This window comes from Kocuria sp. LHG3120 (assembly GCF_049897445.1).
Taxonomy (GTDB): Bacteria; Actinomycetota; Actinomycetes; order Actinomycetales; family Micrococcaceae; genus Kocuria; species Kocuria rosea.
This window is the reverse complement of record NZ_JAFCWG010000001.1, coordinates 556,754-581,147: the sequence shown is the minus strand read 5'-3', so window position 1 is coordinate 581,147 and position 24,394 is coordinate 556,754. Positions and strand designations below refer to the sequence as shown.

General features: G+C 74.4%; 18 protein-coding genes. 15 read left to right on the top strand and 3 right to left on the bottom strand.

Translation table 11 applies throughout. The annotated features are described in order from the left end of the window. Positions 1 to 7: 7 nt before the first annotated feature. From ACP7CD_RS02685 to ACP7CD_RS02640, 10 genes are all read left to right on the top strand, one after another. A complete protein-coding gene (locus ACP7CD_RS02685; protein WP_426118755.1) occupies positions 8 to 2,077 on the top strand; it encodes an acyltransferase family protein in 2,070 nt (689 codons plus the stop codon). Beyond that, entirely contained in the window at positions 2,074 to 4,176 is a 2,103-nt protein-coding gene (locus ACP7CD_RS02680; protein ID WP_426118753.1) for an acyltransferase family protein, read from the top strand. Before ACP7CD_RS02685 ends, ACP7CD_RS02680 begins: the two co-directional genes overlap by 4 nt. A gap of 203 nt (positions 4,177 to 4,379) precedes the next feature. Next, complete coding sequence (locus ACP7CD_RS02675; RefSeq protein ID WP_426118751.1) at positions 4,380 to 6,479, top strand: acyltransferase family protein; 2,100 nt, start codon at positions 4,380 to 4,382, stop codon at positions 6,477 to 6,479. A gap of 42 nt (positions 6,480 to 6,521) precedes the next feature. Continuing rightward, positions 6,522 to 8,084, top strand: a complete 1,563-nt coding sequence (gene guaB, locus ACP7CD_RS02670) for an IMP dehydrogenase (protein WP_109243775.1) — start codon at positions 6,522 to 6,524, stop codon at positions 8,082 to 8,084. Between the two features lie 34 nt (positions 8,085 to 8,118). Continuing rightward, positions 8,119 to 9,240, top strand: coding sequence for a GuaB3 family IMP dehydrogenase-related protein (locus ACP7CD_RS02665; RefSeq protein WP_017833353.1), 1,122 nt, complete (start codon positions 8,119 to 8,121; stop codon positions 9,238 to 9,240). A 101-nt stretch (positions 9,241 to 9,341) separates the two neighbouring features. Beyond that, positions 9,342 to 10,316: an SURF1 family protein gene (locus tag ACP7CD_RS02660; protein WP_109243776.1), complete on the top strand. Its 975-nt coding sequence runs from the start codon at positions 9,342 to 9,344 to the stop codon at positions 10,314 to 10,316. Continuing rightward, positions 10,309 to 10,893 (top strand): DUF3817 domain-containing protein, encoded by a 585-nt coding sequence (locus tag ACP7CD_RS02655; protein ID WP_017833355.1) that lies wholly within the window; start codon positions 10,309 to 10,311, stop codon positions 10,891 to 10,893. Before ACP7CD_RS02660 ends, ACP7CD_RS02655 begins: the two co-directional genes overlap by 8 nt. Before the next feature lie 23 nt (positions 10,894 to 10,916). Then, positions 10,917 to 12,524, top strand: coding sequence for a glutamine-hydrolyzing GMP synthase (gene guaA, locus ACP7CD_RS02650; protein ID WP_051063763.1), 1,608 nt, complete (start codon positions 10,917 to 10,919; stop codon positions 12,522 to 12,524). Between the two features lie 132 nt (positions 12,525 to 12,656). Continuing rightward, positions 12,657 to 16,451 (top strand): hypothetical protein, encoded by a 3,795-nt coding sequence (locus ACP7CD_RS02645; protein ID WP_109222030.1) that lies wholly within the window; start codon positions 12,657 to 12,659, stop codon positions 16,449 to 16,451. Beyond that, positions 16,441 to 16,722 carry a hypothetical protein gene (locus tag ACP7CD_RS02640; RefSeq protein WP_035924770.1) on the top strand — a complete coding sequence of 94 codons (282 nt, stop codon included), beginning with the start codon at positions 16,441 to 16,443 and terminating at the stop codon, positions 16,720 to 16,722. The genes ACP7CD_RS02645 and ACP7CD_RS02640 overlap by 11 nt, the downstream gene beginning before the upstream one ends. Here ACP7CD_RS02640 and cpaB read toward each other — a convergent pair. The 3 genes from cpaB to ACP7CD_RS02625 form a co-directional block, all read right to left on the bottom strand. Further along, a complete protein-coding gene (gene cpaB, locus ACP7CD_RS02635) occupies positions 16,691 to 17,407 on the bottom strand; it encodes a Flp pilus assembly protein CpaB (protein ID WP_052132814.1) in 717 nt (238 codons plus the stop codon). The genes ACP7CD_RS02640 and cpaB overlap by 32 nt on opposite strands. Before the next feature lie 129 nt (positions 17,408 to 17,536). Continuing rightward, positions 17,537 to 17,869 carry an FmdB family zinc ribbon protein gene (locus ACP7CD_RS02630; protein ID WP_426118746.1) on the bottom strand — a complete coding sequence of 111 codons (333 nt, stop codon included), beginning with the start codon at positions 17,867 to 17,869 and terminating at the stop codon, positions 17,537 to 17,539. A gap of 63 nt (positions 17,870 to 17,932) precedes the next feature. Next, the gene (locus ACP7CD_RS02625) at positions 17,933 to 18,574 is read right to left on the bottom strand and encodes a 5-formyltetrahydrofolate cyclo-ligase (protein WP_426118744.1); all 642 of its coding nucleotides are present in this window, start codon (positions 18,572 to 18,574) and stop codon (positions 17,933 to 17,935) included. Between the two features lie 161 nt (positions 18,575 to 18,735). Between ACP7CD_RS02625 and galU the strand changes: the two genes are divergently transcribed. From galU to ACP7CD_RS02600, 5 genes are all read left to right on the top strand, one after another. Beyond that, complete coding sequence (gene galU, locus ACP7CD_RS02620; RefSeq protein ID WP_031282980.1) at positions 18,736 to 19,650, top strand: UTP--glucose-1-phosphate uridylyltransferase GalU; 915 nt, start codon at positions 18,736 to 18,738, stop codon at positions 19,648 to 19,650. Positions 19,651 to 19,664: 14 nt separating this feature from the next. Continuing rightward, positions 19,665 to 20,297: a GNAT family N-acetyltransferase gene (locus ACP7CD_RS02615; protein WP_017833362.1), complete on the top strand. Its 633-nt coding sequence runs from the start codon at positions 19,665 to 19,667 to the stop codon at positions 20,295 to 20,297. Positions 20,298 to 20,452: 155 nt separating this feature from the next. Then, complete coding sequence (locus ACP7CD_RS02610; RefSeq protein ID WP_426118742.1) at positions 20,453 to 21,355, top strand: hypothetical protein; 903 nt, start codon at positions 20,453 to 20,455, stop codon at positions 21,353 to 21,355. Between the two features lie 168 nt (positions 21,356 to 21,523). Beyond that, on the top strand, positions 21,524 to 23,170 hold the full coding sequence (locus tag ACP7CD_RS02605) for a CYTH and CHAD domain-containing protein (protein ID WP_017833364.1): 1,647 nt from the start codon (positions 21,524 to 21,526) through the stop codon (positions 23,168 to 23,170). Positions 23,171 to 23,469: 299 nt separating this feature from the next. Continuing rightward, the gene (locus tag ACP7CD_RS02600; protein ID WP_144836057.1) at positions 23,470 to 24,372 is read left to right on the top strand and encodes a tachylectin-related carbohydrate-binding protein; all 903 of its coding nucleotides are present in this window, start codon (positions 23,470 to 23,472) and stop codon (positions 24,370 to 24,372) included. The last annotated feature ends 22 nt before the right edge of the window (positions 24,373 to 24,394 follow it).

The following is a 24,394-nucleotide window of genomic DNA, read 5'->3' as shown; positions in this document are numbered from 1 at the left end:
GATGCCCATGACGACCCTCGGTGCGCAGAGCACTCCCGCCGGCGTCGAGCCGGACACGGCCCGGCGGGTGGCCCGGTACGCCGGGTTCCGTCCGGAGGTGCAGGGGCTGCGCTTCGTCGCCGTGCTGCTCGTGGTGGTCTACCACGTGTTCCTGGACCGGGTGTCCGGGGGAGTGGACATCTTCCTGCTGATCTCGGCGTTCTTCCTGACCCTGTCCTTCGTGCGCAAGCTCGAGGCGGGGAGGCCGCTGGCGCTGGGGCGGTACTGGCTGCACGTGTTCAAGCGGCTGCTGCCGCTGGCTGTGCTCACGATCCTGGGCACCCTGGTGCTGGCGTGGTGGTTCTTCCCGGAGGCGCGGATCGACCGGGTCCGCACGGAGGCGCTGGCCTCGGTGTTCTACGTGGAGAACTGGGCGCTGGCGCTGGCCGAGGTGGACTACTACGCCGCCGACGACTCCACGGCCTCCCCGTTCCAGCACTTCTGGTCCCTGTCGGTGCAGGGGCAGGTGTTCCTGCTGTGGCCGCTGGTGTTCGGGGCGGCGTGGCTCGTGTGCCGGGGCGGGCGCCGGCGGCCGGTGCCGGTGCTGGCGGTGATCTTCGGGCTGGTCTTCGCGGTCTCCCTCGCCTGGTCGGTGCACACGACCGCCACGGACCAAGGGTTCGCCTACTTCGACACCCGGGCCAGGCTGTGGGAGTTCGCCCTCGGATCCCTGCTGGCCCTCGCGGTGCCGTACCTGAAGCCGCCGCGGTCGGTGCGGGTGGTGCTGGGCTGGGCCGGGATGCTCAGCATGGTCTCGGTCGGGGTGCTGATCGACGTGCAGGGGGCCTTCCCCGGCTGGATCGCCCTGTGGCCGCTGCTCTCGGCCGCGGCGATCATCGTGGCCGGGCACTCCGGCTCGCCCTTCGGCCTGGACCGCTTGCTGGCCTCGCGGCCGCTGGTGCGGCTGGGGGACGCCTCCTACGCGCTCTACCTCATCCACTGGCCGCTGCTGATCACCTACCTGGTGCTGCGGGACCGGCCCGTGGCCGGGCCGCGGTCGGGGGTCGCGATCATCCTGGTCTCCCTGCTGCTGGCGGTGGCCGCCACCAAGCTCGTGGAGCGCCCGTTCCAGCGGTGGGCGTGGCCGGAGCGGGACAAGCGGCGGCTGGCCGTGTCGGTGGCGGTGAGCCTGGCGCTCGTGGCGGTGCCGGTGCTGGCGTGGCAGCAGGCCGACGCACGGCGGGAGGCCGCGCTGGCGGAGGACGCCGCCCGCAACAACCCCGGGGCGGCGGTGCTGGACCCGGGCTTCGAGTTCCGGGGCGACCCGGACGCCCCCGCCCTGCCCCTGGCCTCCGCGCTGGGCGACGAGTGGGTCGGTCTGCCCGAGCCCTGCTCCGGGGCGTTCGCCCCCGAGCAGGAGGTCCTCGAGCAGTACTGCCGCCAGACCCCGGCCCTGCCGGACCCCGAGCGGACGATCGCGGTGGTCGGCAACTCCCACATGGAGCAGTTCATGGGCGCGGTGATCCCCCTCGCTGAGGAGCGCAACTGGCAGCTCGTCGCCGTGCTGCAGCCGGGCTGCGCCTTCGCGGTGCGCCCGGAGGGGGACGCGTGCCACGAGGGGAACGCCGCGGCGATCGAGTACGTGGAGCGGCTCGCCCCGGACGCGGTCATGACGACCTCGACCTACGCCGCCCGGATGGACGGTCCCGCCGAGGCCATGGTCGGGGGGTTCCCGGAGCTGGTCGACCGCCTCACGGGCCAGGGCATCGACGTCGTCGGCTTCCGGGACAATCCCCGGTTCGACTTCAACCCCTACGAGTGCGCCGTGCGCCACGGCCAGGACGCCGACCGGTGCCGCGTGCCCGTCGAGCAGGTCCTGGCGCCCGTCAACCCGGCCGACGCCCTCCGGGACCGGAACGGCTTCTCCTCGCTCGACCTCACCGATCTCATCTGCCCGGAGGGGCTGTGCCGTCCCGTGGTGGGCAACGTGCACGTCTTCTTCGACCCGCACCACCTCACTTGGACCTACGCGCGGACGATGGCGCCGGCCCTCGAGACCCGGCTCCCCGGCACGCTCCTCCAGGGGGTGCCCTCGTGAGCACGGTGCAGGCCGGCGTCCCGCGCCCGGACCCGGGGGTCACCTCCCCGGGCGGCCCCGGCGGCGTCGAGCCGGACACGGTCCGGCGGGTGGCCCGGTACTCCGGGTTCCGCCCCGAGGTGCAGGGGCTGCGGTTCGTCGCGGTGCTGCTCGTGGTGGTCTACCACGTGTTCCTCGGGCGGGTCTCCGGGGGCGTGGACGTGTTCCTGCTGATCTCCGCCTTCTTCCTGACCCTGTCCTTCGTGCGCAAGCTCGAGGCCGGCCGGCCCCTGGCCCTGGGACGGTACTGGTTGCACGTGTTCAAGCGGCTGCTGCCGCTGGCGGTGCTCACCATCCTCGGCACCCTCGTCCTGGTGGCCGCCGTCTACCCCGGCTCCGACGCCGGGCAGTGGCGCACCGAGGCGCTGGCCTCGGTGCTCTACGCGGAGAACTGGGCGCTCGCGCTGAGCTCCGTCGACTACTACGCCGCCGACCACTCCACCGCCTCGCCGTTCCAGCACTTCTGGTCCCTGTCGGTCCAGGGGCAGGTGTTCCTGATCTGGCCTCTGATCTTCGCCGCCGCCTGGCTGCTCACGCGGCGGGGGAGCCTCCGGCCGGTCCCCGTCCTGGTCGCGATGTTCGGCACCGTGTTCCTGGCCTCCCTGGCGTGGTCCGTGCACAGCACCGCCGTTCAGCAGGAGTTCGCCTACTTCGACACCCGCACCCGGCTGTGGGAGTTCGCCCTCGGGTCGCTGCTCGCCCTCGCCCTGCCCTACCTGAAGCTGCCGCGGACCGCGCGCGTGGCCCTGGGCTGGGCCGGGCTGCTCAGCATGGTCTCCGTGGGGGTGCTGGTCGACGTGCAGGGGGCGTTCCCCGGGTGGATCGCGCTGTGGCCGCTGCTCTCGGCCGCGGCGATCATCGTGGCCGGCCGCTCCGGGTCCCCGTTCGGACTGGACCGGATCCTCGCCTCGCGGCCCCTGGTGCGGCTGGGGGACTCGGCCTATGCGCTGTACCTGATCCACTGGCCGCTGCTGGTCACCTACCTCGTGCTGCGGGACCGGCCCATGGCCGGGCCGCGGTCGGGGGCGGTGATCATCGTCGTCTCCCTGGTGCTCGCCGTGCTGGCCACCCGGCTGGTCGAGGACCGGTTCAAGAAGTGGGCCTGGCCCGAGCAGAACAAGCGGCGCCTCGCCGGGGTCGTGGTGCTCTGTCTCGTCCTGGTCGCCGCCCCCGTGCTCGCTTGGCAGCACGTCGAGGACCGGCGTGCCGACCGGATCCAGGCCGAGGCCGTCCGGAACAACCCCGGGGCCGCCGTCCTCGAGCCCGGCTTCGAGTTCCGGGGCGACCCGGACGCCCCGACCCTGCCCCTGCTCTCCGACGAGAGCAAGAGGTGGGCTTCCCTGGGGGGGCCGTGTACCGAGCCCCTCGGGCTCGCCCAGGTCAACGAGCGATGGTGCCACGAGACTGTGACCCAGGAGAATCCGTCGGCGACCCTGCTGCTCATCGGCAACAGCCACGTCCAGCACTGGGCCCCGGCGGTGCGCTCGCTCGCCGAGCAACGTGGATGGCGGGTCGTCTCCTACATCCGGCCCGCGTGCTTCTACTCCACGGTGGAGGAACAGATGCGTCCCGATGACTGCGCTCCGTGGCTCGAGGACACGGACACGGTGCTCGACGCGGTGGACCCGGATCTTGTCATGGTGCAGGGCACGCTCGCCACCACCACGGGGGAGCAGCTCCCGGCGGGGATGGAGACGCGCATGCGCGCACTGGACACCCGCGGCGTTCCCGTCGTCGCGGTCCGCGACACCCCCCGTTTCGACTACGCTCCTGCCCGGTGCGCAGTCGAGTCCGGCCTCGCCGACCCCGGGTGCGCCGATCAGCATCCGATGCTGGGTACGGTCAGCCCTGTGCAGGCCCTGGCCGACGAGCTCGCGCTGGTGTCGACGGTGGACATGACGGACCTCGTGTGCCCGGACGGTGCCTGTCTGCCCGTGGTCGGGAACGTCTACGTGTACTGGGACGACAACCACCTCACCGTTCCCTACGTGGAGAGTCTCTCTGCGCGGTTCGCCGATCGCTTCCGCGAGGCCCTCGCCGGCGACGGCCTCCGCCCCTGACGGACACCCGGCGGTGGCGCCGGAACCTGGAGCATGCGACGCCCTGCGCTGTGCTGTCAGGCGGCGACTGCGCCCCGCGGTGCGTCCCGGCGCGGTGCCGGGCGTGCGATAAGTTGGCAGCAGACGCCCCGCCCCCCGCTTCTCCCCCCCCCCCCCCCGGCGCCCTCCCGCGGCCGCGCCGACGTAGTCCCTGGAGGTACCTCGTGGCCACCGTGCACTCCATCGCACCGCACCCGTCCACCGGGACCTCCGACAGCGGAACTGTGGCGCAGCGGCGGGGAGGACGGTACTCGGGCTTCCGGCCCGAGGTGCAGGGCCTGCGCGCGGTGGCGGTGCTGCTAGTGGTGGTCTACCACGTGTTCCTCGGGCGGGTGTCCGGTGGCGTGGACGTGTTCCTGCTGATCTCGGCGTTCTTCCTCACCCTCTCCTTCGTGCGCAAGCTCGAGGCCGGGCGGCCCCTGGCGATCGGGCGGTACTGGCTGCACGTGTTCAAGCGGCTTCTGCCCCTGGCGGTGCTCACGATCCTGGGCACCCTGGTGCTGGTGGAGCTGTTCTACCCCGGCTACGACGCCGGGCAGTGGCGCGCCGAGGCGCTGGCCTCGGTGTTCTACGCGGAGAACTGGGCGCTGGCGCTCAACGCGGTGGACTACTACGCCGCCGACCACTCGACCGCCTCGCCGTTCCAGCACTTCTGGTCCCTGTCGGTCCAGGGGCAGGTGTTCCTGCTGTGGCCGCTGATCTTCGCCGCCGCCTGGCTGATCTCCCGGCGGACCCGGTGGAGCCCCGTGCCGGTGCTGGCGGTCGTCTTCGGCGTGGTCTTCGCGGCCTCCCTGGCGTGGTCGGTGCACAGCACGGCCGTCCAGCAGGAGTTCGCCTACTTCGACACCCGCACCCGGCTGTGGGAGTTCGCCCTCGGGTCCCTGCTGGCCCTCGCGGTGCCCTGGCTGCGGCCCGGCCGCAGGGTGCGCGTGGTCCTGGGCTGGGCCGGGCTGGTGAGCATGGTCTCGGTGGGGGTGCTGGTCGACGTGCAGGGGGCGTTCCCCGGGTGGATCGCCCTGTGGCCGCTGCTCTCGGCCGCGGCGATCATCGTGGCCGGGCAGTCCGGGTCGCGCTTCGGGCTGGACCGGATCCTGGCCTCGGCGCCGCTGGTGCGGCTGGGGGACTCCGCCTACGCGCTGTACCTGATCCACTGGCCCGTGCTGATCACCTATCTCGTGCTGCGGGACCGGCCGATGGCCGGTCCGTGGTCGGGGGCGGCCATCGTGCTGGTGTGCCTGGTGCTCGCGGTGCTGGCCACCCGGCTGGTCGAGGACCCGCTCAAGCGCTGGGCCTGGCCCGAGCGGTCCCGGCTGCGGCTGGCGGCGGTGATCGTGGTGTGCCTGGCCGCGGTCGCGGTCCCGGTGACCGCGGCCCGGGTGGCCGAGGAGCGGCGGGCGGTGGAGATCGCGGCGTCGGCCGACCGCAACAACCCCGGGGCGGCGGCGCTGCTGCCGGGCTTCCGGTACGAGGGCGACCCGGACGCCGAGACCGTCCCCGTGATCACCGGGGAGCCGTACGCCAAGCCGCCGCTCGGCGAGCCCTGCCCGCCCGGCACAGAGGTCGGCGAGCGCTTCCGGCAGTGGTGCTTCGAGACCGTCCCGAACCCCGAGCCCGCCGCCACGATGCTGGTGATCGGCAACAGCCACATGCACCAGTGGATCCCGGCCGTCGAGCTCCTGGCCGAGCGCAACGACTGGCGCGTGGTCACCTACATCCGCGGCAACTGCCTGTACGCCCTGCCCGAGGAGCAGGTGGCCGACCCCGAGCAGTGCACGCGCTGGCTCGAGGGCACCGACCCCGTGGTGGAGGCCGTCGACCCGGACCTGGTGCTGGTGCAGGGCACCCGCAGCACGGACGATGACCGGGAGCTGTTCACCCCCGGGATGGAGCAGCGCATCCGCGGGCTGGCGGAGCGCGGCATCCAGGTCCTCGGCCTGCGCGACAACGCCCGGTTCGACTTCGTCCCCGCGCGCTGCGCCGCGGACCACGGGGCCGACGCCCCCGAGTGCGCCGCCTCCCACGTGATCCTGGGCCCGGACAGCCCGCTGGCCCCGGTGGCCGAGCTGCCGCAGGTCACGATGGTGGACATGGGGGACCTCATCTGCCCGGACGGCACCTGCGTCCCGGTCGTCGGCAACGTGTTCACGTACTGGGACAACAACCACCTCACCGTCGAGTACGTGCGGAGCCTGGCGCCCCTCTTCGCGGAGCGCGTCGAGGAGGCCCTGCGCGCGGACGGGGCAGGGTTCCCCGCCGGGTCGTGAGAGCGGCCACAGCCGTCCGCCGGCCGGGACCCGGCCCGTAGAATGATCGCGACTCCCTCGAAGCTGAAAGGCCCCACCGTGTCGGATACCGCCGTCCCCACCGCCCTGTCCGAGGACCCGTTCGGGTTCACCGGGCTGACCTACGACGACGTGCTGCTGCTGCCCGGCAACACGGACGTCATCCCGTCCGAGGCGTCGACGCGCACCCGCCTGTCCCGGCGAATCGACCTGGAGGTGCCGCTGCTGTCCGCCGCCATGGACACCGTCACCGAGTCCTCGATGGCGATCGCGATGGCCCGCCAGGGCGGCATCGGCGTGATCCACCGCAACCTCTCGATCCAGGACCAGGCCGAGCACGTGGACCGGGTGAAGCGCAGCGAGTCCGGGATGATCACCGACCCCGTCACCATCTCCCCGGAGGCGACCCTCGAGGAGCTGGACCGGCTCTGCGGCTACTACCGGGTCTCCGGGCTGCCCGTCGTGGACGCCGAGCAGAAGCTGCTGGGGATCATCACCAACCGCGACACCCGGTACCTGCCGGAGAGCGAGTTCCCGCGGCGCCGGGTGCACGAGATCATGACGCCCATGCCGCTGATCACCGGCAAGGTCGGGATGGCGAAGGACGACGCGCACCGGCTCCTGGCGACCAACAAGATCGAGAAGCTGCCGCTCGTCGACGACGCCGGCCGGCTCACCGGCCTGATCACGATCAAGGACTTCACCAAGGCCGAGCAGTACCCCCACGCCACCAAGGACGACGAGGGCCGGCTGCGCGTCGGCGCCGCCGTCGGCTTCTTCGGCGACGGCTTCGAACGGGCCATGACCCTCGTCGAGGCCGGCGTGGACGCCCTGTTCATCGACACCGCCAACGGGCACTCCCAGGGCGTGCTGGACATGATCGCCCGGCTCAAGGCGGAGACCGCCGCCGCGCACGTGGACGTCATCGGCGGGCAGGCGGCCACCCGCCACGGCGCGCAGGCCATCGTGGACGCCGGGGCGGACGCCGTGAAGGTGGGCGTGGGCCCCGGCTCGATCTGCACCACCCGCATCATCGCCGGCGTGGGCGTCCCCCAGATCACCGCCGTCAACGAGGCGGCGAAGGCGGCGATCCCGGCGGGCGTGCCCCTGATCGCCGACGGCGGCCTGCAGTACTCCGGCGACATCGGCAAGGCGCTCGTGGCCGGCGCGGACTCCGTGATGGTCGGGTCCCTGCTCGCGGGCTGCGACGAGTCCCCGGGCGAGCTGATCTTCGTCAACGGCAAGCAGTTCAAGACCTACCGGGGGATGGGCTCGCTGGGGGCCATGCAGTCCCGCGGCAAGAACACCTCCTACTCCAAGGACCGCTACTTCCAGGCCGACGTCGCCAGCGACGAGAAGCTCATCCCCGAGGGCATCGAGGGCCAGGTCCCGTACCGCGGCCCGCTCTCGGCCGTGGTCCACCAGCTCGACGGCGGCCTGCGCCAGACGATGTTCTACGTGGGCGCCCACACCGTCGAGGAGCTCAAGCACGAGGGCCGGTTCGTGCGGATCACGCCGGCCGGGCTCAAGGAGTCCCACCCGCACGACATCACGATGACCGTCGAGGCCCCCAACTACCAGCGCTGAGCGACCGTCCGCAGCACCGTTCGGAAAGGACACCATGAGCTACGACATCGAGATCGGCCGCTCCAAACGCGCCCGCCGCACCTTCTCCCTGGACGAGATCGCCCTCGTCCCCTCCCGCCGCACCCGCGACCCCCGGGACGTGTCCACGGACTGGCAGATCGACGCCTACCGGTTCTCCATCCCGTTCCTGGGCGCCCCGATGGACTCGGCGACGTCCCCGGAGACGGCCATCGCCCTCGGCCGCGCCGGGGGACTGGGCGTGCTGGACCTCGAGGGGCTGTGGACCCGCTACGAGGACCCGCAGCCGGTGCTCGACGAGATCGCGGCGCTCTCCGGCGAGGACGCCCCGGCGTCCACGCGCCGGATGCAGGAGCTCTACGAGGCGCCCGTCCAGCCGGAGCTGATCACGGCCCGGCTGGCGCAGATCCGCGAGGCGGGCGTCATCGTCGCCGGGTCCCTGACGCCGCAGCGCACGGTGGAGCACTACCGCACCGTCCTGGACGCCGGCGTGGACGTCTTCGTGATCCGCGGGACCACGGTCTCCGCGGAGCACGTCTCCCGCAACCAGGAGCCGCTGGACCTCAAGAAGTTCATCTACGACCTCGACGTCCCGGTCATCGTGGGCGGCGCCGCGGGCTACACGCCGGCGCTGCACCTCATGCGCACGGGCGCGGCCGGCGTGCTCGTGGGCTTCGGCGGCGGCGCGTCCATGCGCATCCAGAACACCCTGGGGATCCACGCGGCCATGGCCACGGCGATCTCCGACGTCGCGGCCGCCCGCCGGGACTACCTCGACGAATCCGGCGGGCGCTACGTCCACGTCATCGCCGACGGCGGCGTGGGGGTCTCCGGGGACATCGTGAAGGCGCTCGCCATGGGCGCGGACGCCGTGATGCTCGGCACCGCGCTGGCCCGCACGGAGGAGGCGCCCGGGCAGGGCTGGCACTGGGGCGCGGAGGCCCACCACGGGCAGCTGCCGCGCGGGCTCCGCACCCGCGTGGGCACCGTGGGCCCCCTCGAGGAGGTGCTCTTCGGGCCGTCCCGCCACGTGGACGGCACCTCCAACCTCGTGGGCGCGCTGCGCCGCTCGATGGCCACCACCGGGTACCTGGAGCTCAAGGAGTTCCAGCGCGCCGAGGTGGTCATCCGCGGCTGACCCGCGACCGCCCCGCGGGGGCCAGTGCCGCGCCCCGCCGGCCCGGCACGGGCCCCCGCCGCAACTGGCGAACGCCCAGGAAGGCGCACTAGCCTTGACGGGTGCTCACGACCGCCCTGCGCCCCCGCTCGATCCTCGCCCTGATCGTGAGCCTCGGGCTGGCCGTGGGCTTCGTGCTGCTGAGCCAGTGGCAGCTGGAGTCCAGCGAGCAGTCCCGCACGGTCGCGGACCCCGCGAAGGACGTGGCCGTCCCGCTCACCGAGGCCGCCGAGGCCGGCACCCCCGTGACCGCCGCGCAGGCCGACCAGCTCGTCACCGTCACCGGCGACTACCGGGACGGGTCCACCGTCCTGGTCCCGGGCCGGCTGCAGGACGGGACGGAGGGCTGGTGGGCCGTCACCGCCCTCGACGTCCCGGACACCGGGCAGCTGTGGCCGGACGCCGGCGGGGAGCTCACCCTCGCGGTGGCCCGCGGCTGGACCGCCGATCCCGCCGCCGTGCCGGAGGAGCCGGCGGGCGCCGTCGACGTCGTCGGCCGGTACCTGCCCGCCGAGGGCCCGGTGCCCGGCGCCGACCTGCCCGCGGGGCAGGTGGGCACGGTGTCCCCGGCGCAGCTCACCAACCGCTGGGACGCCCCGCTGTGGTCCGGGTACCTGGCCGCCTTCGCCGAGAACCCCGCGTCCGCGCCGTTCCAGCTCGCCGGGGACGGGACCCTCGCCCCGGACGCCGCGCTGCTGAGCCCGGGGCTGTCCCGGCTCGACATCGACCAGCAGCCCACGGACGAGTCCGTGAACCTGCTCAACCTCTTCTACGCGGTCGAGTGGGTGGTCTTCGCCGGGTTCGCCCTCTACATCTGGTGGCGGTTCGTGCGCGACGAGTGGCAGCGCGAGCAGAACCCCGAGGAGTACTTCTACTTCGAGGGCGAGTACTACTACGACGAGGCGGCCGGGCGCTACTACTACTACGACCCCGAGGCGGGGGAGTACTACTGGTTCGACGACCAGCCCGGCGCCCGGGCGGGCGAGCCCAGCACCCACGACAGGACCCAGGACAGGACCGGAGCCCACCATGACTGAACCCACGCAGCCGACCCCCGCCCCGAAGGACCGCACCGACGGGGTGCGGGTCTCCCTCCCGCCGGACGCCCGCCCCGCGGAGGCGGCGTCCCCGGGCCGCGTCCCGCGCCGGGCGGCCGCCCTGCAGCCGCGCCGCCGCTTCGGGGGCACCGAGGCCCAGATCCGCGGGGCCCTGGGCTTCTACATGGTCTGTGCGTGGATCTCCGGGACCTTCCTGCTCCTGCTCGTGGCCGAGATGATCACCCGCTACGGACTGGGCTACGACCTCGTCGCGGGCGGCACCGACCGGGCCACGGGGGAGACCGTGGCCCTCGGCTGGCAGGACCTCGAGCTCGAGAACCTCGCGGGCGGGGTCAACATCTCCACGTGGATCCTCATCGTGCACGGCTGGTTCTACGTGGTCTACCTCATCTCCTGCTTCCGGATCTGGACGCTCATGCGCTGGCCCTTCCCGCAGCTCGTGGTGATGGCCCTGGGCGGCGTGGTGCCGTTCCTGTCCTTCGTGGTGGAGCGCAAGATCCACGCCTCCACCACCGCCGAGCTGCGCGCCAACCCGAAGGCCGCGAAGCGGTACTGAGCCCTCCCCGCGCCTGGCCTAGGATGGAGGGCGTGACCGAAACAGCTGAGACCCGCACCGATCTGGAGCAGCGCCCGGTCCTGGTGGTCGACTACGGCGCGCAGTACGCGCAGCTGATCGCCCGCCGGGTCCGCGAGGCCAGTGTCTATTCCGAGATCGTCCCCCACACCTGGTCGACCGAGCAGATCCTCGCCAAGAACCCGGCGGCGATCATCCTCTCGGGCGGCCCCTCCTCCGTCTACGCCGAGGACGCACCGCAGCAGGACGCGGCGCTCTTCGAGGCCGGGGTGCCCGTCCTGGGCATCTGCTACGGCTTCCAGGCCATGGCGCAGGCCCTCGGCGGGACCGTCGCGCACACCGGCGCCCGCGAGTACGGGGCCACCACCGCCACCGCCGTCGGCGGCCCCACGGCCTCCATCCTGGAGGGCTCCCCGGGCACCCAGACCGTGTGGATGAGCCACGGCGACTCGGTCGTCGAGGCCCCCGCCGGCTTCGAGGTGCTCGCCTCCACGGAGACCACCCCGGTGGCCGCGTTCGCCGACGACGCCCGCCGGCTCTACGGCGTGCAGTGGCACCCGGAGGTCAAGCACTCCGTGCACGGGCAGCAGGTGCTCGAGCACTTCCTCTTCGACGGCGCCCGGGTCGAGCCCACCTGGTCGACCGGCAACATCATCGAGGAGCACGTCCAGCGGATCCGCGCGCAGGTCGGCTCCGCGTCCGTGATCTGCGGTCTCTCCGGCGGCGTGGACTCCGCCGTGGCCGCCGCCCTGGTCCAGCGGGCCGTGGGCGACCAGCTCACCTGCGTGTTCGTGGACCACGGGCTGCTGCGCGAGGGCGAGGCCGAGCAGGTCGAGCAGGACTTCGTGGCCGCGACCGGCGTCAACCTCTACGTGGCCGAGGAGAAGGAGCGCTTCCTCACCGCGCTCGCCGGCGTCACCGACCCCGAGCAGAAGCGCAAGATCATCGGCCGGGAGTTCATCCGCTCCTTCGAGGCCGCCGCGGAGGAGGTCGCCAAGACCGCCGCCCAGGAGGGCGAGCCCGTGCGCTTCCTCGTCCAGGGCACCCTCTACCCCGACGTGGTGGAGTCCGGCGGCGGGGAGGGCGCCGCCAACATCAAGAGCCACCACAACGTGGGCGGGCTGCCCGAGGACCTGCAGTTCGAGCTCGTGGAGCCGCTGCGCACGCTGTTCAAGGACGAGGTCCGCGCCGTGGGGCGCGAGCTCGGCCTGCCCCACGAGATCGTGGGCCGCCAGCCGTTCCCCGGCCCCGGGCTGGGCATCCGCATCATCGGGGAGATCACGGAGGCCAACCTCGCGGTCCTGCGCCGCGCCGACGCCATCGCCCGCGAGGAGCTGACCCGCGCCGGGCTCGACGACGAGGTGTGGCAGATGCCGGTCGTGCTCCTGGCGGACGTGCGCTCGGTGGGCGTGCAGGGCGACGGCCGCACGTACGGGCACCCCATCGTGCTGCGTCCCGTGTCCAGCGAGGACGCGATGACCGCCGACTGGTCGCGCCTGCCCTACGACCTGCTGGCCCGCGTCTCCAACCGCATCACCAACGAGGTCGAAGAGGTCAACCGGGTGGTCCTGGACGTCACGTCCAAGCCCCCGGGCACCATCGAGTGGGAGTAGGCCCGGGGGCGGGCCCAGGGCCCGCCCCGCACGGGCGGTACACGAGCAGCCGGGGTCGAGCGGTCCGCACGGACCGCTCGACCCGTGCGTGAGCGGTGCCCGGCCCCCGGGCCGAGGCGCAGGAGGAGAACCATGTCGATCGGAGCCGACCGCACCCCCCAGGAGTCGGACACCTCCCGGGCGCAGCCCCCGCGCGTCTCGCTGCAGCCCTGGACCCGCCAGATGGACGCCTACACCGGCCCGGACACGCTGCTGGACTTCAACCAGGTCGACAACGTCTGCATCGACCTCACCGAGGCGAACTCCTCGGGGCAGGCCCAGCTGCTCATGGGCCGCCCCACCCGCCTGTCCACGATCGTGCACGACCCCGAGGCCTACGGGCACGCCGTGCGCGCGGCCCGGTCCCTGCGCACCAAGACCCACGAGCTGTCGGTCAACCACGGGCTGGACGCCGCGTACCTCGCCGCCGGCACCGCGTCCTGGCTCGCCCGGCCCCGGGGCTCCGACCCGACCGGCGCCGGACAGCGCCGCTGGATCGCCCCCGTCCTGCTCGCGCCCCTCGCCCTGAAGCCGCGCCCGGACCTCGACGACTTCGAGCTCCAGCTCGTCGGCCCCGCCCGGCTCAACCCCGCCATGGTCCGCCGGCTGGCCGCGGACCACGGCGTGGACCTGACCTCCGGCGAGCTCGCCCGCCTCGCCTACGGCACCCGCCGGCTCGACCCGGCCCCCGCCCTCGAGACCCTGCGCACCCTCGCCGGGGCGGTGCCCGGGATGCACGTCGAGCACAAGCTGCTCGTCTCCACGTTCGCCGATCTGCACGACCGGCCCGCCGACCTGTCGGTCGTGGCCCGCACCGCGGTGGTCCGGGACCTCGCCCGGCTCAAGGACTCCGCGGTCGGACGGATCCCCCAGGTCGAGGAGATCACGGACGACGCGCCCCCGCTCGACCAGCGCGACCCCGCCGACGAGCTCCTCCTGCTCGACGCCGACGGCCCCCAGCAGGAGGTCCTCGACCTCGCCGCCCAGGGCCACTCCTTCGTGGTGACCGCGGCCCCCGGCACCGGGCAGCTCGACACCGCCGTCAACACGGTGGGCACCCTCGTGGCCGCCGGCCGGACCGTCCTGGTCCTGGGCGAGCGGCGCACCACGCTCGCCGCGTTCGGGCGGCGGATGGACGGGCTGGGCCTGGGCACCGCCGTCCTGCCGCTGTCCTCCCAGCTCAGCGACGCCGACGTGGCCCAGCAGCTCGTCCGGGCGGTGGCCCGCAACGAGCGCGCCGAGCGCCCGGACCTCGCCGAGCTGCACGAGACGCTGCGCACCAGCCGGGACCAGCTCGCCGAGCACGTGCGGTCCCTGCACACCGTGCGGCCCCGGTGGTCCGTCTCCCCGTACCGGGCCGTGCAGGCGCTCGCCGAGCTGACCTCCCGCCGGCCGGCGCCCGCCACGGCCGTGCGGTTCCCGCGCTCCGTGCTCGACGCGGTCACGGAGCGCGGCGACGCCGTCGCCCGGCTCGAGCGCGCCGCCGAGCTCGGGGCCTTCGACGCCGGGACCCTGGCCGGGCCCTGGACCGGGGCGCGCCTGGTCAACGAGGACGAGGCCCGGCAGGCGCACCGGCTGGCCCAGTCCCTGCTCCTGGAGCTCACCACCCTCGAGACCGGGATGCGGCACGTCCTGGCCACCAGCGGGCTGCGCGGCGGCACGACCGTGCCCGAGTGGGGCCGGCAGCTGCGGCTGCTGCAGGAGGTCCAGGACTCCCTGACCCGCTTCACGCCCGACATCTACGACCGGCCCGTGACGGACCTGGTCGCCGCGACCGCCGGGTCGGGCTGGCGGCGGGAGCACGGGATCGAGATGACCGGGCTGCAGCGCTCACGGCTGCGCAAGGCCGCGAAGGAGTACATCCGGCACGGGGTGCACCTCTCGGATCTGCACGCCGCCCTGCTGCGCGTGCAGTCGGAGCGGGAGCGGTGGCGGGAGTGGGCCACTTCGTCCACGCACCCGGTCGTCTCCGAGCGGGTCGAGGAGCTCGCGGCCGTGCAGGCCCGCTTCGTGGAGGACCTCGAGGGCCTGGCCATCGCCCTCGAGGGCTCGTCCACCGGCGCCGACCTCCTGGGGCTGCCGATCGACCGGCTGCGCGAGACCCTGGACGGGCTCATCAACGACGAGGAGAACCTCGCCGTGCTGCCCGAGCGCACCGTCCTGCTCGACGAGCTGCGCGGCCAGGGCCTCGGCGAGCTCGTGGACGACCTCGTGCGGCGCACCGTGCCCCGCGCGGAGGTCTCCGGGGAGTTCGACCTCGCGTGGTGGCAGTCCACGCTCGAGGCCATGATCACCGGCGACGACTTCCTGGCGATGCCGGAGGGGCACACCCTGCGCAAGGTGGAGTCCGTGTTCCGCCGCGCCGACGCGGCGCACGTGGCCTCCGGGGCCGGCCGGCTCCTCTGGGAGCTCGCCGACCGCTGGCAGCGCTCCGTCCGGCGCTCCCCGCGCGCGGCGGCCGCCCTGCGCCGCATGCTCCGGGCGGGGGCCGCCCCGCTCGAGGAGGTCAGCGCCTCGGCGGGCGAGCTGATCGGCTCGCTGGTGCCCGTCTGGACGGCCAGCCCCCTGGTGCTCTCCGCGGCGCTGCCCGAGGACCACGACTTCGACGCCGTGGTGGTGCTGGACGCCGAGAGCTCCCCGCTCGCGGCGGTGCTGCCGGCGCTGACCCGGTGCGGGCAGGTCATCGCGTTCGGGGACCCGCACCTGGGCCGCCCTCAGCCGTTCACGGTGGCGCCCACCGCGGTGCCCGCCCCGGGCGCCCAGCCGGTGGTCGAGGTGGACAGCGCCTTCGACGCCCTCTCCCGCGTGGTGCCGGAACGGACGCTGCGGACCGTGTACCGGTCCATGGACGAGCAGGTCTTCCGCCACCTCAACGAGCAGTTCTACGGCGGGCGCCTGAGCAGGCTCCCGCACGGTGAGTCCGTCACCGGGGCCACCCCCGTCCTCGACGTCGAGTACGTCCCGGACGGCGTGGGCGCCCTGACCGCCGGGATCGAGGGCATCCAGGCGCCCGCCGCCGAGGTGCGGCGCGTCGTGGAGCTCGTCTTCGAGCACGCCGCGCGCCACCCGCGCCGGTCCCTGGCCGTGGTCACGGCCAGCGCGGTGCACGCCGCGCGGATCGCGCAGGCCGTCCGGCAGCGGATGCGCGAGGAGCCCGCCGCCGCGGCCTTCTTCGCCCCGGGCCCCGAGTCCTTCCGGGTGGTCGACCTGCACCGGGCGGCGGGCATCGTGCGGGACACCGTCATCTTCTCGCTGGGCTTCGGCAAGACGGCCAACGGGCGCACCGTGCCGTACCTCGGGGCGCTGTCGGAGCGGCACGGCCGCCAGCACTTCGTGCTCGGCATGACCCGGGCCCGCCACAGCACCCGCATCGTGACCTCCCTGCACCCGGGGGAGATGGAGGGAAAGGGCCTCCAGCACGGCGCGCGGGACTTCGCCCGTGTGCTCGCCGCGCACCTCGGCGGCCTGTCGCCGGGGGAGGAGGAGGCCCGGGACACCCACGACGACGCCCTGGTGGTCGACCTCGCCCGCCGGCTGGTGGAGCGCGGTGCCTCGGTGCGGCTGGACTACGCGGGCGTCCTCGACCTGGTCGCCTGGGCCGGCACGGAGTCGCTGTCCGCGGGGGCCGTGGTCCCGGGCCGCACCCGTGCCGAGGGCCGGCCGCTGCGGATCCCCGTGGCCGGGCAGTCCGACGGCTCGCCGGAGAACGCCGCCCTGTCCGTGCGGGAGCGCTCGCGGCTGCGGCCCCAGCAGCTCGAGCGCACCGGCTGGAACTACCTCACGCTGTGGACCATCGAGGTCTTCACCGACCCGGACACCGTCGCCGAGCTGATCCGGCGCTATCTCGGCCTGCCCGCCGCCCCGCAGCGGGGTGACCGTGCCGGCTGAGCCGGGCCCGGCGTCCGGCGGGGACCCCGGGCCCGCCGAGCCGGACCGCGCCCCCCGGCGGGACGTGCCCGCCGCCCCGCGCCCCCGCCGGCGCGGGCCGAGGCGTGCCACCGGGGGCACGTTCACCGACGGCACGTCCACCGGGGCGGAGCCGCGCCTGCCCGGCCTGGACGGGCGGGCGTCCGCGGCGGACGCGGACCGGGCGGACGAGGCCTCCGAGCGGGCCCACGAGGACTGGCTCAGGGCCCAGCGGCCTCCGCACTGGGACTGACCGGCGCCGGGACGAGGACCACGGTGGTGCGCCCGGTGCCGTCCGCGCCCGCGAGCTGCGCGGCGCCCTCGTGCGGGGCCCCCACCACCAGCAGCCCCTCCTCCTCGGAGGTGCCGGGCCCGGCGAGCAGACCGCCGTCCCCGCCGGGGTCCGCGGAGGAGACCCACAGCACGGGCAGGCCCCGGCCCAGGACCTGACGCCCGCCCGGCGCGGCGCCGTCGGGCAGGTGGACGACGTCCACGTGGTCGCCCGCGCGCACGTGCCGCAGCACACCGGGGTCGTCGATGCGCAGCGTCACCGCCGTGACGCCCCCGTCCTGTCCCGTCAGCAGTCCCGGGCCCACGAGCGCGGTCTCCGTCAGCGGCTGCCCGGGGCCCGCGGCGCCCGCCAGGACGCGCCCGGACAGCTCCGCGGGGTCGGCCACGGCACCCTCCGGCGCCAGCCCGTGGGGATAGGCGGCCACCGCGAGCCGCTCCGGGGTGACCACCGTGCCCGCGGGCAGCGCCTCGGCGGCGGTGACCACCGGCACCGTCCTGGTCTGGGGCGGGCCGAGCCGCAGGACCACCAGGGCCGCCGCGAGCCCGAGGAGCAGCGCGGCCACCAGCCGGCGGCGCCGGGACAGTGCCGAGCGCAGGTGCAGGGACAGCGGGTAGCGGCGTCGGACGGTCCGGGGGCGGCGGCTCATGCCGGGCACGCTACGGGCCGGGTGCCCGGGACCCCGCCGTTCCGGGGCCGCCTGGGGAGGGGCGGGCAGCGCCGCCCGGGAGGTGCCTCCCGTGCAGTGCGGACGCCGGGGCGGCGTCCGGGGACCGGCTCAGTCGGAGGACCCGCCCGCGGTCGCGGAGGCGGACGAGGAGGACGCGCCCGCACCGGCGGTCGCCGGGGTCGCGGTCTTCGCCGGCGCCGCCGGCTCGGCGGTGGAGGACGCGGAGGACGCGGAGGACGTGGAGGCGCCCGCGTCCGCGCCGCCGGAGCGCGAGTCGTTGCGGTAGAAGCCGGAGCCCTTGAACACCACGCCCACCGTGTTGAACTTCTTGCGCAGACCCCCGTCGCACTCCGGGCAGACGGTCAGGGCGTCCTCGCTGAACGACTGGCGGATGTCGAACGCGTGGCCGCAGTCCTTGCAGGCGTAGGCGTAGACGGGCATGGGTCCTCCTGGGAAGGGTCGACGAGCGCGCTCGTTGGCACTCGAAGGGGTCGACTGCCGATTCTACCGTGTTCCCCGCGCCGGACCGGGGGGCCCCTCCAGCCGCACGGTCCCGTTCTCCGTGAGGGCCAGCGGCACGGGGGCGTCGAGCTCCTCGACCGGCACGGACCCGGCCGGGAGGACCTCGTCGGCGAAGACGCACACCACGGTGCGCAGCTCCGGGTGCGCCGTGCGCGGCAGCGTGGCGAGGAAGCGGTCGTAGTAGCCGCCGCCGAAGCCCAGCCGCGCGCCGCCGGGCGCCACGGCGAGCGCGGGCACCAGCAGCAGACCCACCGCGTGCATCACCTCCGCGCCGTGGCGGGCGCCCACGGGCTCGCGCAGTCCGCCCGCGCCGCCGGACCGCTCGGGGGTGTCCGGCGTCCACCGCGCCCACGAGAGCCGGCGCCCGGGCTCGCACACGGGCACCCAGATCCGGTGGCCGCGGTGGTGAGCCGTGACGAGAGCGGGCTCGAGGGGCGGCTCTGTGGCCAGCGGCAGGTACGCGGCGACGTCGAGGTGCGGGCGGTCGGCCAGCAGCTCGGTCAGGTGCCGGTCGAAGGCCACGGCGGCGTGATCGCGGGCGGCCCGGGAGCGCCGCGCGCGGGCCGCCACGAGCTGCCGGCGCAGCCGGGTCTTGGCCTCGGCGGGACCGCGGGGGTCGGTCATCGTCGTGTCCGCTCCTCGTCCGACGCTCGGCCCGGGCGGCGCCCGGACGCGCCGGCCCTGGCGGGCCGGTGGTGCGAGGCTAGCCGCGCACCACCGCGGCGGGCAAGCGTGCCCGGGCGGGAATCCGCTGGTGGGAGCCCCCGATCCGTTAGCCTGAGCGCATGAGTGGAAACAGCAACCCCCGGACGGTCCGGAAGGCCGTCATTCCTGCCGCCGGGCTCGGCACCCGGTTCCTCCCCGCGACGAAGGCCATGCCCAAGGAGATGCTGCCGGTCGTGGACCGGCCGGCCATCCAGTACGTGGTCCAGGAGGCGGTCGACGCCGGTCTCCAGGACGTCCTGATGATCACCGGGCGCTCGAAGCGGGCGCTGGAGGACCACTTCGACCGGGTGCCGGCCCTGGAGCACCAGCTCGAGGAGTCGGGCAAGACCGATCTGCTGCGGGCGGTGGAGCACGCCTCCGAGCTCGGCGAGATCCACTACCTGCGCCAGGCGGACCCCAAGGGACTGGGGCACGCGGTGCTGCGGGCGAAGATCCACATCGGTGACGAGCCCTTCGCGGTGCTGCTGGGCGACGACCTGATCGACGCCCGGGACGAGCTGCTCACCGAGATGATCGCCGTGCAGGAGCGCACCGGCGGCTCCGTGGTCGCGCTGATGGAGGTCCCGGCCGAGCAGATCAGCGCCTACGGCTGCGCGGACGTCACCGCGGTGGAGGGGGAGGACTACGTGCGGATCAACGGGCTGGTGGAGAAGCCGGCCCCGGAGGACGCTCCGTCCAACCTGGCCGTGATCGGGCGCTACGTGCTGGTGCCGGAGGTGTTCGAGGTGCTGGAGAACACCGCCCCCGGGCGCGGCAACGAGATCCAGCTCACCGACGCGCTGCAGACCCTCGCCCAGCGCGAGGGCGAGGGCGGCGGGGTGTACGGGGTGGTCTTCAAGGGCCGTCGCTACGACACCGGCGACAAGCTCAGCTACCTCAAGGCCAACATCATCCTGGCCTCGGAGCGCGAGGACCTCGGGCCCGAGCTGTGCGAGTGGCTCAGGGAGTACACCCGGACCCTGCCGGTCGGCTGAGAGACCGCGCTCCCGTGGCCGGACAGTTCCGGTGGCCCGTCACCGTCTCCTGGGGGGACCTCCGGCTGCGTCCGCTGGCCCGGGGGGACCGCCGGGAGTGGGACGTCGTGCGCGCCCGCAACCGGGACTGGCTCGACCCGTGGGAGGCCACGAACCCCGCACCCGGCGGGGCCCCGCCCACGTTCGGGCAGTTCGTGCGCACCCTCGACCAGCAGGCCCGGCAGGGCACGGCCCTGCCCTTCCTCATCACGGAGCGGGTCCCGGGGACGGAGCGGTTCGGTCTCGTCGGCCAGCTGACCGTCTCCGGGATCTCGTGGGGGTCGTTCCTGTCCGCGACCCTGGGGTACTGGGTGGACCGGGACCAGGCGGGACGCGGCGTGGCCCCCATGGCGGTGGCCATGGCCACCGACTACTGCTTCCAGGGCCTCGGGCTGCACCGGATCGAGATCAACATCCGGCCGGAGAACACCAAGTCCCTGCGGGTGGTGGAGAAGCTCGGGTTCCGGGACGAGGGGCTGCGCAAGGACTTCCTGCACATCGACGGGCGCTGGACGGACCACCGCAGCTTCGCGCTCACCGCGCCGGAGGCGCCCGAGGGACTCGTCCGCCGGTTCACGGGATCGGACCGCCCCGCCGTGTGGCAGTGACCCGGCCGGGCGTGTCCACAGGGATACCCACAGGCGCGCCCCCGCGGTAGTAGGCTGTTCCTCACGGCCCGAGCCCGGGCCCCGGACACGCCGGCGCAGCGCGCCGGCGTCCCCCGTCCGCTCGATCCGGCGACCACGAAGGCAGGACCGCGACCATGATCTGGGTGAGCAGCTCGGCCGTGCTGGCCGTGGTGTGCGCGCTGTCGCTGTTCTGGGTCGCGCCGCGACTGCAGCGCCGCCGGGAGCTCCCCGTCGAGGCGCCGGCCGAGACGGCCGGCCCCGACGGTCTCCCCGCGCCGATCGAGCAGCCCCCACCCGCGTCCCGCCGACGAAGGAACATCATGGCGACCACCGACACCGTCCCCCGGCCCGCCGACGGCGACCCCGGACGCACCGGCAGAGGGCACCTGCGCATCAGGCGGGACCGCGCCGTGATCCTCCTCGCCGGGTGCGCCGCCCTCCTGGCCGCACTCGTCACCGCCGTGGTCGCACCGTTCTCCGCCGCGGTGAGCTGGCCGTGGCCCGTCTTCCTGCTGCTGCTCGGCGTCGGCGCCGTCCTGTCCCTGCGCTACCTGGCCGTCCAGGACCGGGCCGCCCGCCGTGCGTCGCGCCCCGCGGTCCGGGCGCCGGAGGCGGATGCGGAGCCGCACGCCCCCCGCGAGGACGTCGCCCTGTTCGACAACGAGCACGTCGTGGCGGAGGAGGTCCGCGAGCAGTCGCGCCGGACGGCTGAGGACCTCGACCTGCCCACCCCCGAGGAGCAGCCCCGGATGCCCGCACCCGCCGCCTTCACGGTCGAGGAGCTGCGGGCCGAGGCGCTCCGCGTGGCCCGAGAGTCCGCACCGGCCGCCGCGGCCCGGACGTGGGAGCCGGTGCCCGTGCCGCGTCCGACCTACGCCGAGGCGCCCGTGGTCCAGCGCCCGGAGCCGGAGCCGCTGCCGGTGCCGGAGCAGCCCGCCGCCCGCTCCGCGAGCCTCAAGGACGCCGTGCGCACGGGCGAGGAGCAGGGCCGCGCCGCCCTCGACCTCGACGACGTCCTCAAGCGCCGCCGCGCCTGAGCGCACGCACCAGCCGGCCCGGTCGACCGGGCCGCACGAACCGCCGCGCGCCCCCACCGGGGCGCGCGGCGGTTCGCGTCCCCGGGGGCCGTGCACGGCCCCGGTATCATCGCCGCAACGGCCGGCCGCCGGTTCCGGCGGCCGGTGGCCCCGACCAGGAGGACACCCATGACCGCCGTCGCCCACCGCGAGGTCGAGCGCAAGTACGAGTTCCCGGAGGGCGCCGAGGCCCGGGTGGACTGGAGCACGCTGGAGGGGTGCACCGTCTCGGCCGAGCCCGTGGAGCACCGCATGGAGGCCGTCTACCACGACACCGAGGACATGGCCCTGGGGCGGCGCCTGGTCGCGCTGCGCCGCCGCCGGGGCGGGGCCGACGACGGGTGGCACGTGAAGTTCCAGGGCGCGGACGGACGCCACGAGCTGCAGGTGCCGCTGCTGCGCACCCCGGACCGGATGCCCGCGTCCGTGCGGAACCTCCTCGCCGGGCTGACCGGGGGACAGGAGCTGCGGCCGGTGGCGACCCTCCGCACCGTGCGGCAGGTGCACCGGATCAGCGACAGCACGGGGGCGGCGGTCGCGGAGCTCGCCGTGGACGTCGTGGACGCCGTCGACGAGCGCACGGGAACGGCGCGGTCCTGGTCGGAGTGGGAGGTCGAGCTCCTCGACGGCACGGTGCCCGAGGTGCGCCAGGAACAGATCTTCGCCGCGGTCGAGGCCGTGGTCTTCGCGGCCGGCGGGAAGCCGTCCACCTCCCGGGCGAAGATCGCCCGCGCGCTCGGCGAGGACGACGACGCCCCGGCGGGGCCCGGCCGGAAGCAGGACGAGAAGCAGCCGGAGGGCAGGAGCGGCAAGAAGGCCGGGAGCGGCACGAAGAACAAGAAGAACAAGAAGAACAAGAACAAGGCGGGAAGGAAGGGGAAGCCGGCGGGCGGGCCGGACGTGCTGCGCGCGGTGCTCGGGGAGCTCGCCGAACAGCTGGTGCTCTGGGACTTCAGGGTCCGCCTCGACGTCCCGGACGCGGTGCACCAGATGCGCGTGACTTCCCGTTCCCTGCGCAGCGTGCTGAGGGCGGCCAAGCCGTTCTTCGACGGCGCGGCGGCGGAGGAGCTGGACGCCCGGCTGCGGGAGCTCGCCCGGACGCTGTCCGCGGCCCGGGACGCCGAGGTCACGGCGGAGCTGCTGGCCGGGCGCGTGGAGGCGCTCGAGGGGCGGGTGGGGCCGGCCGCGGCGGAGAGCCTGCGGCAGCGGGCCGAGGAGGAGGCACGGACGGCGGCCGCGAAGGTGCGCCGGCACGTCACGGGCCAGGAGCACCTGCGGCTCCTGGCGGACGTCCAGGACTTCGCCGCCCGTCCGCCGCTGACCGAGGAGTGCACCCGGCTCTCGGGGCGTGAGGTCGCCGACGCAGTGGTGCACCGGGCCCTGCGGAAGGTGGTGCGCGTGGCCGAGGCGGAGCTGGCCGGTGGCCCGGGCGGCGAGGGGCAGCTGGAGCACCTGCACGATGTCCGCAAGGCCGTCAAGCGCGTGCGCTACGTCGACGCCGTCCTCGGCCGGACCGGGCACCGGCCGGGCAAGCAGCTGCGGCGCGCGGCCCGGGACGCGGAGGACTACCAGGACGAGCTGGGCCGGATCATGGACGCCGCGGTGGTGGAGCGGTGGCTCGCGGGCACGGCGGCCGCCCTCGGGCGCTCCGGTGCGGACCGCTACGCCGTGGGGGCGCTGCACGGCGCCGAGGTCCTCCGCCTGCGGGCCGGGACCGACGGCGGGGCGGACGTGGTGGGGGTGCTCCTGTCCCAGCTGCGGGAGGACCTCGCCTGAGCGGCGCTCCGGACGCCACCGCGCGGACGCCTCCCGAGAGGCTCCGGCGGGGCGCGCCACGACCCGCCTGAGCCCTGCCGGAGCCGCCCCGGCCCCGTCTGCACCCGGGGCGGCGGGCGGCCGGGGCCGGCCTGTCCGGTTCCGTCGCAGTAGTCATGCCCGGGTCACGGGGACGGGGGACGATGGTCGCAGTCGACGGGCCGTTCGCGTTCTCGCGCGTTTCCCGGCCCGGACTCGACTGCCCGGTCGGCCGGTGAGGACGGCCGCCGGGACGGCTTCCAGCACCCGAGGAGTGCGTGATGACCGAGCACACCCAGCCGGACGGGCCGACCCCGTCCGGGATCTCCCTGGTGATGTCCCGCCGCGGACTGCTGACGGCCGGCACCGCCGTGGCCTCCGCTGTCGCCGTCGGGGCCGTTCCGACGGCGGCTGCCGCCGCACCCAGCACCAACGGCGTCATCTACGGGGTCGAGGACGACAAGGACCTGCTGTGGTACCGCCACGAGGGCCGCAGCAACGGCACGCCGCGCTGGGCCAACAACGGCACCGGGCGCAAGGTCGGCAGCGGGTGGGACTTCGCCCACGTCTTCGCCGGCGGCGCCGGGGTCCTCTACGGGGTCGAGCACGACGGGGACCTGCTGTGGTACCGCCACGACGGCGCGGCCGACGGCACGGCGCGCTGGGCCAACCGGGGCCGCGGGCGCAAGGTCGGCAGCGGGTGGGACTTCACCCACGTCTTCTCCGGCGGCGCCGGGGTCCTCTACGCGGTGCAGGGCAACGGTGACCTTTTCTGGTACCGCCACGAGGGGCGCAGCAACGGCACGCCGCGCTGGGCCAACAACGGCCGCGGACGCAAGATCGGCAACGGGTGGGACTTCGCCCACGTCTTCGCCGGCGGCGACGGGATCATCTACGCGGTGGAGCACGACGGGGACCTGCTGTGGTACCGCCACGAGGGACGCGGCGACGGCACGGCGCGCTGGGCCAACAACGGACGCGGGCGCAAGGTCGGCAGCGGGTGGGACTTCGCCCACGTCTTCGGCGGTGGAGGCGGGATCGTCTACGCGGTCGCGTTCGACGGAGACCTGTTCTGGTACCGCCACGAGGGGCGCAACAACGGCACGCCGCGCTGGGCCAACAACGGCACCGGGCGCAGGATCGGCAACGGGTGGAACTTCGAGCACGTCCTCTACGGGAACTAGCGAGCGGCTCCCGGCCCGCACG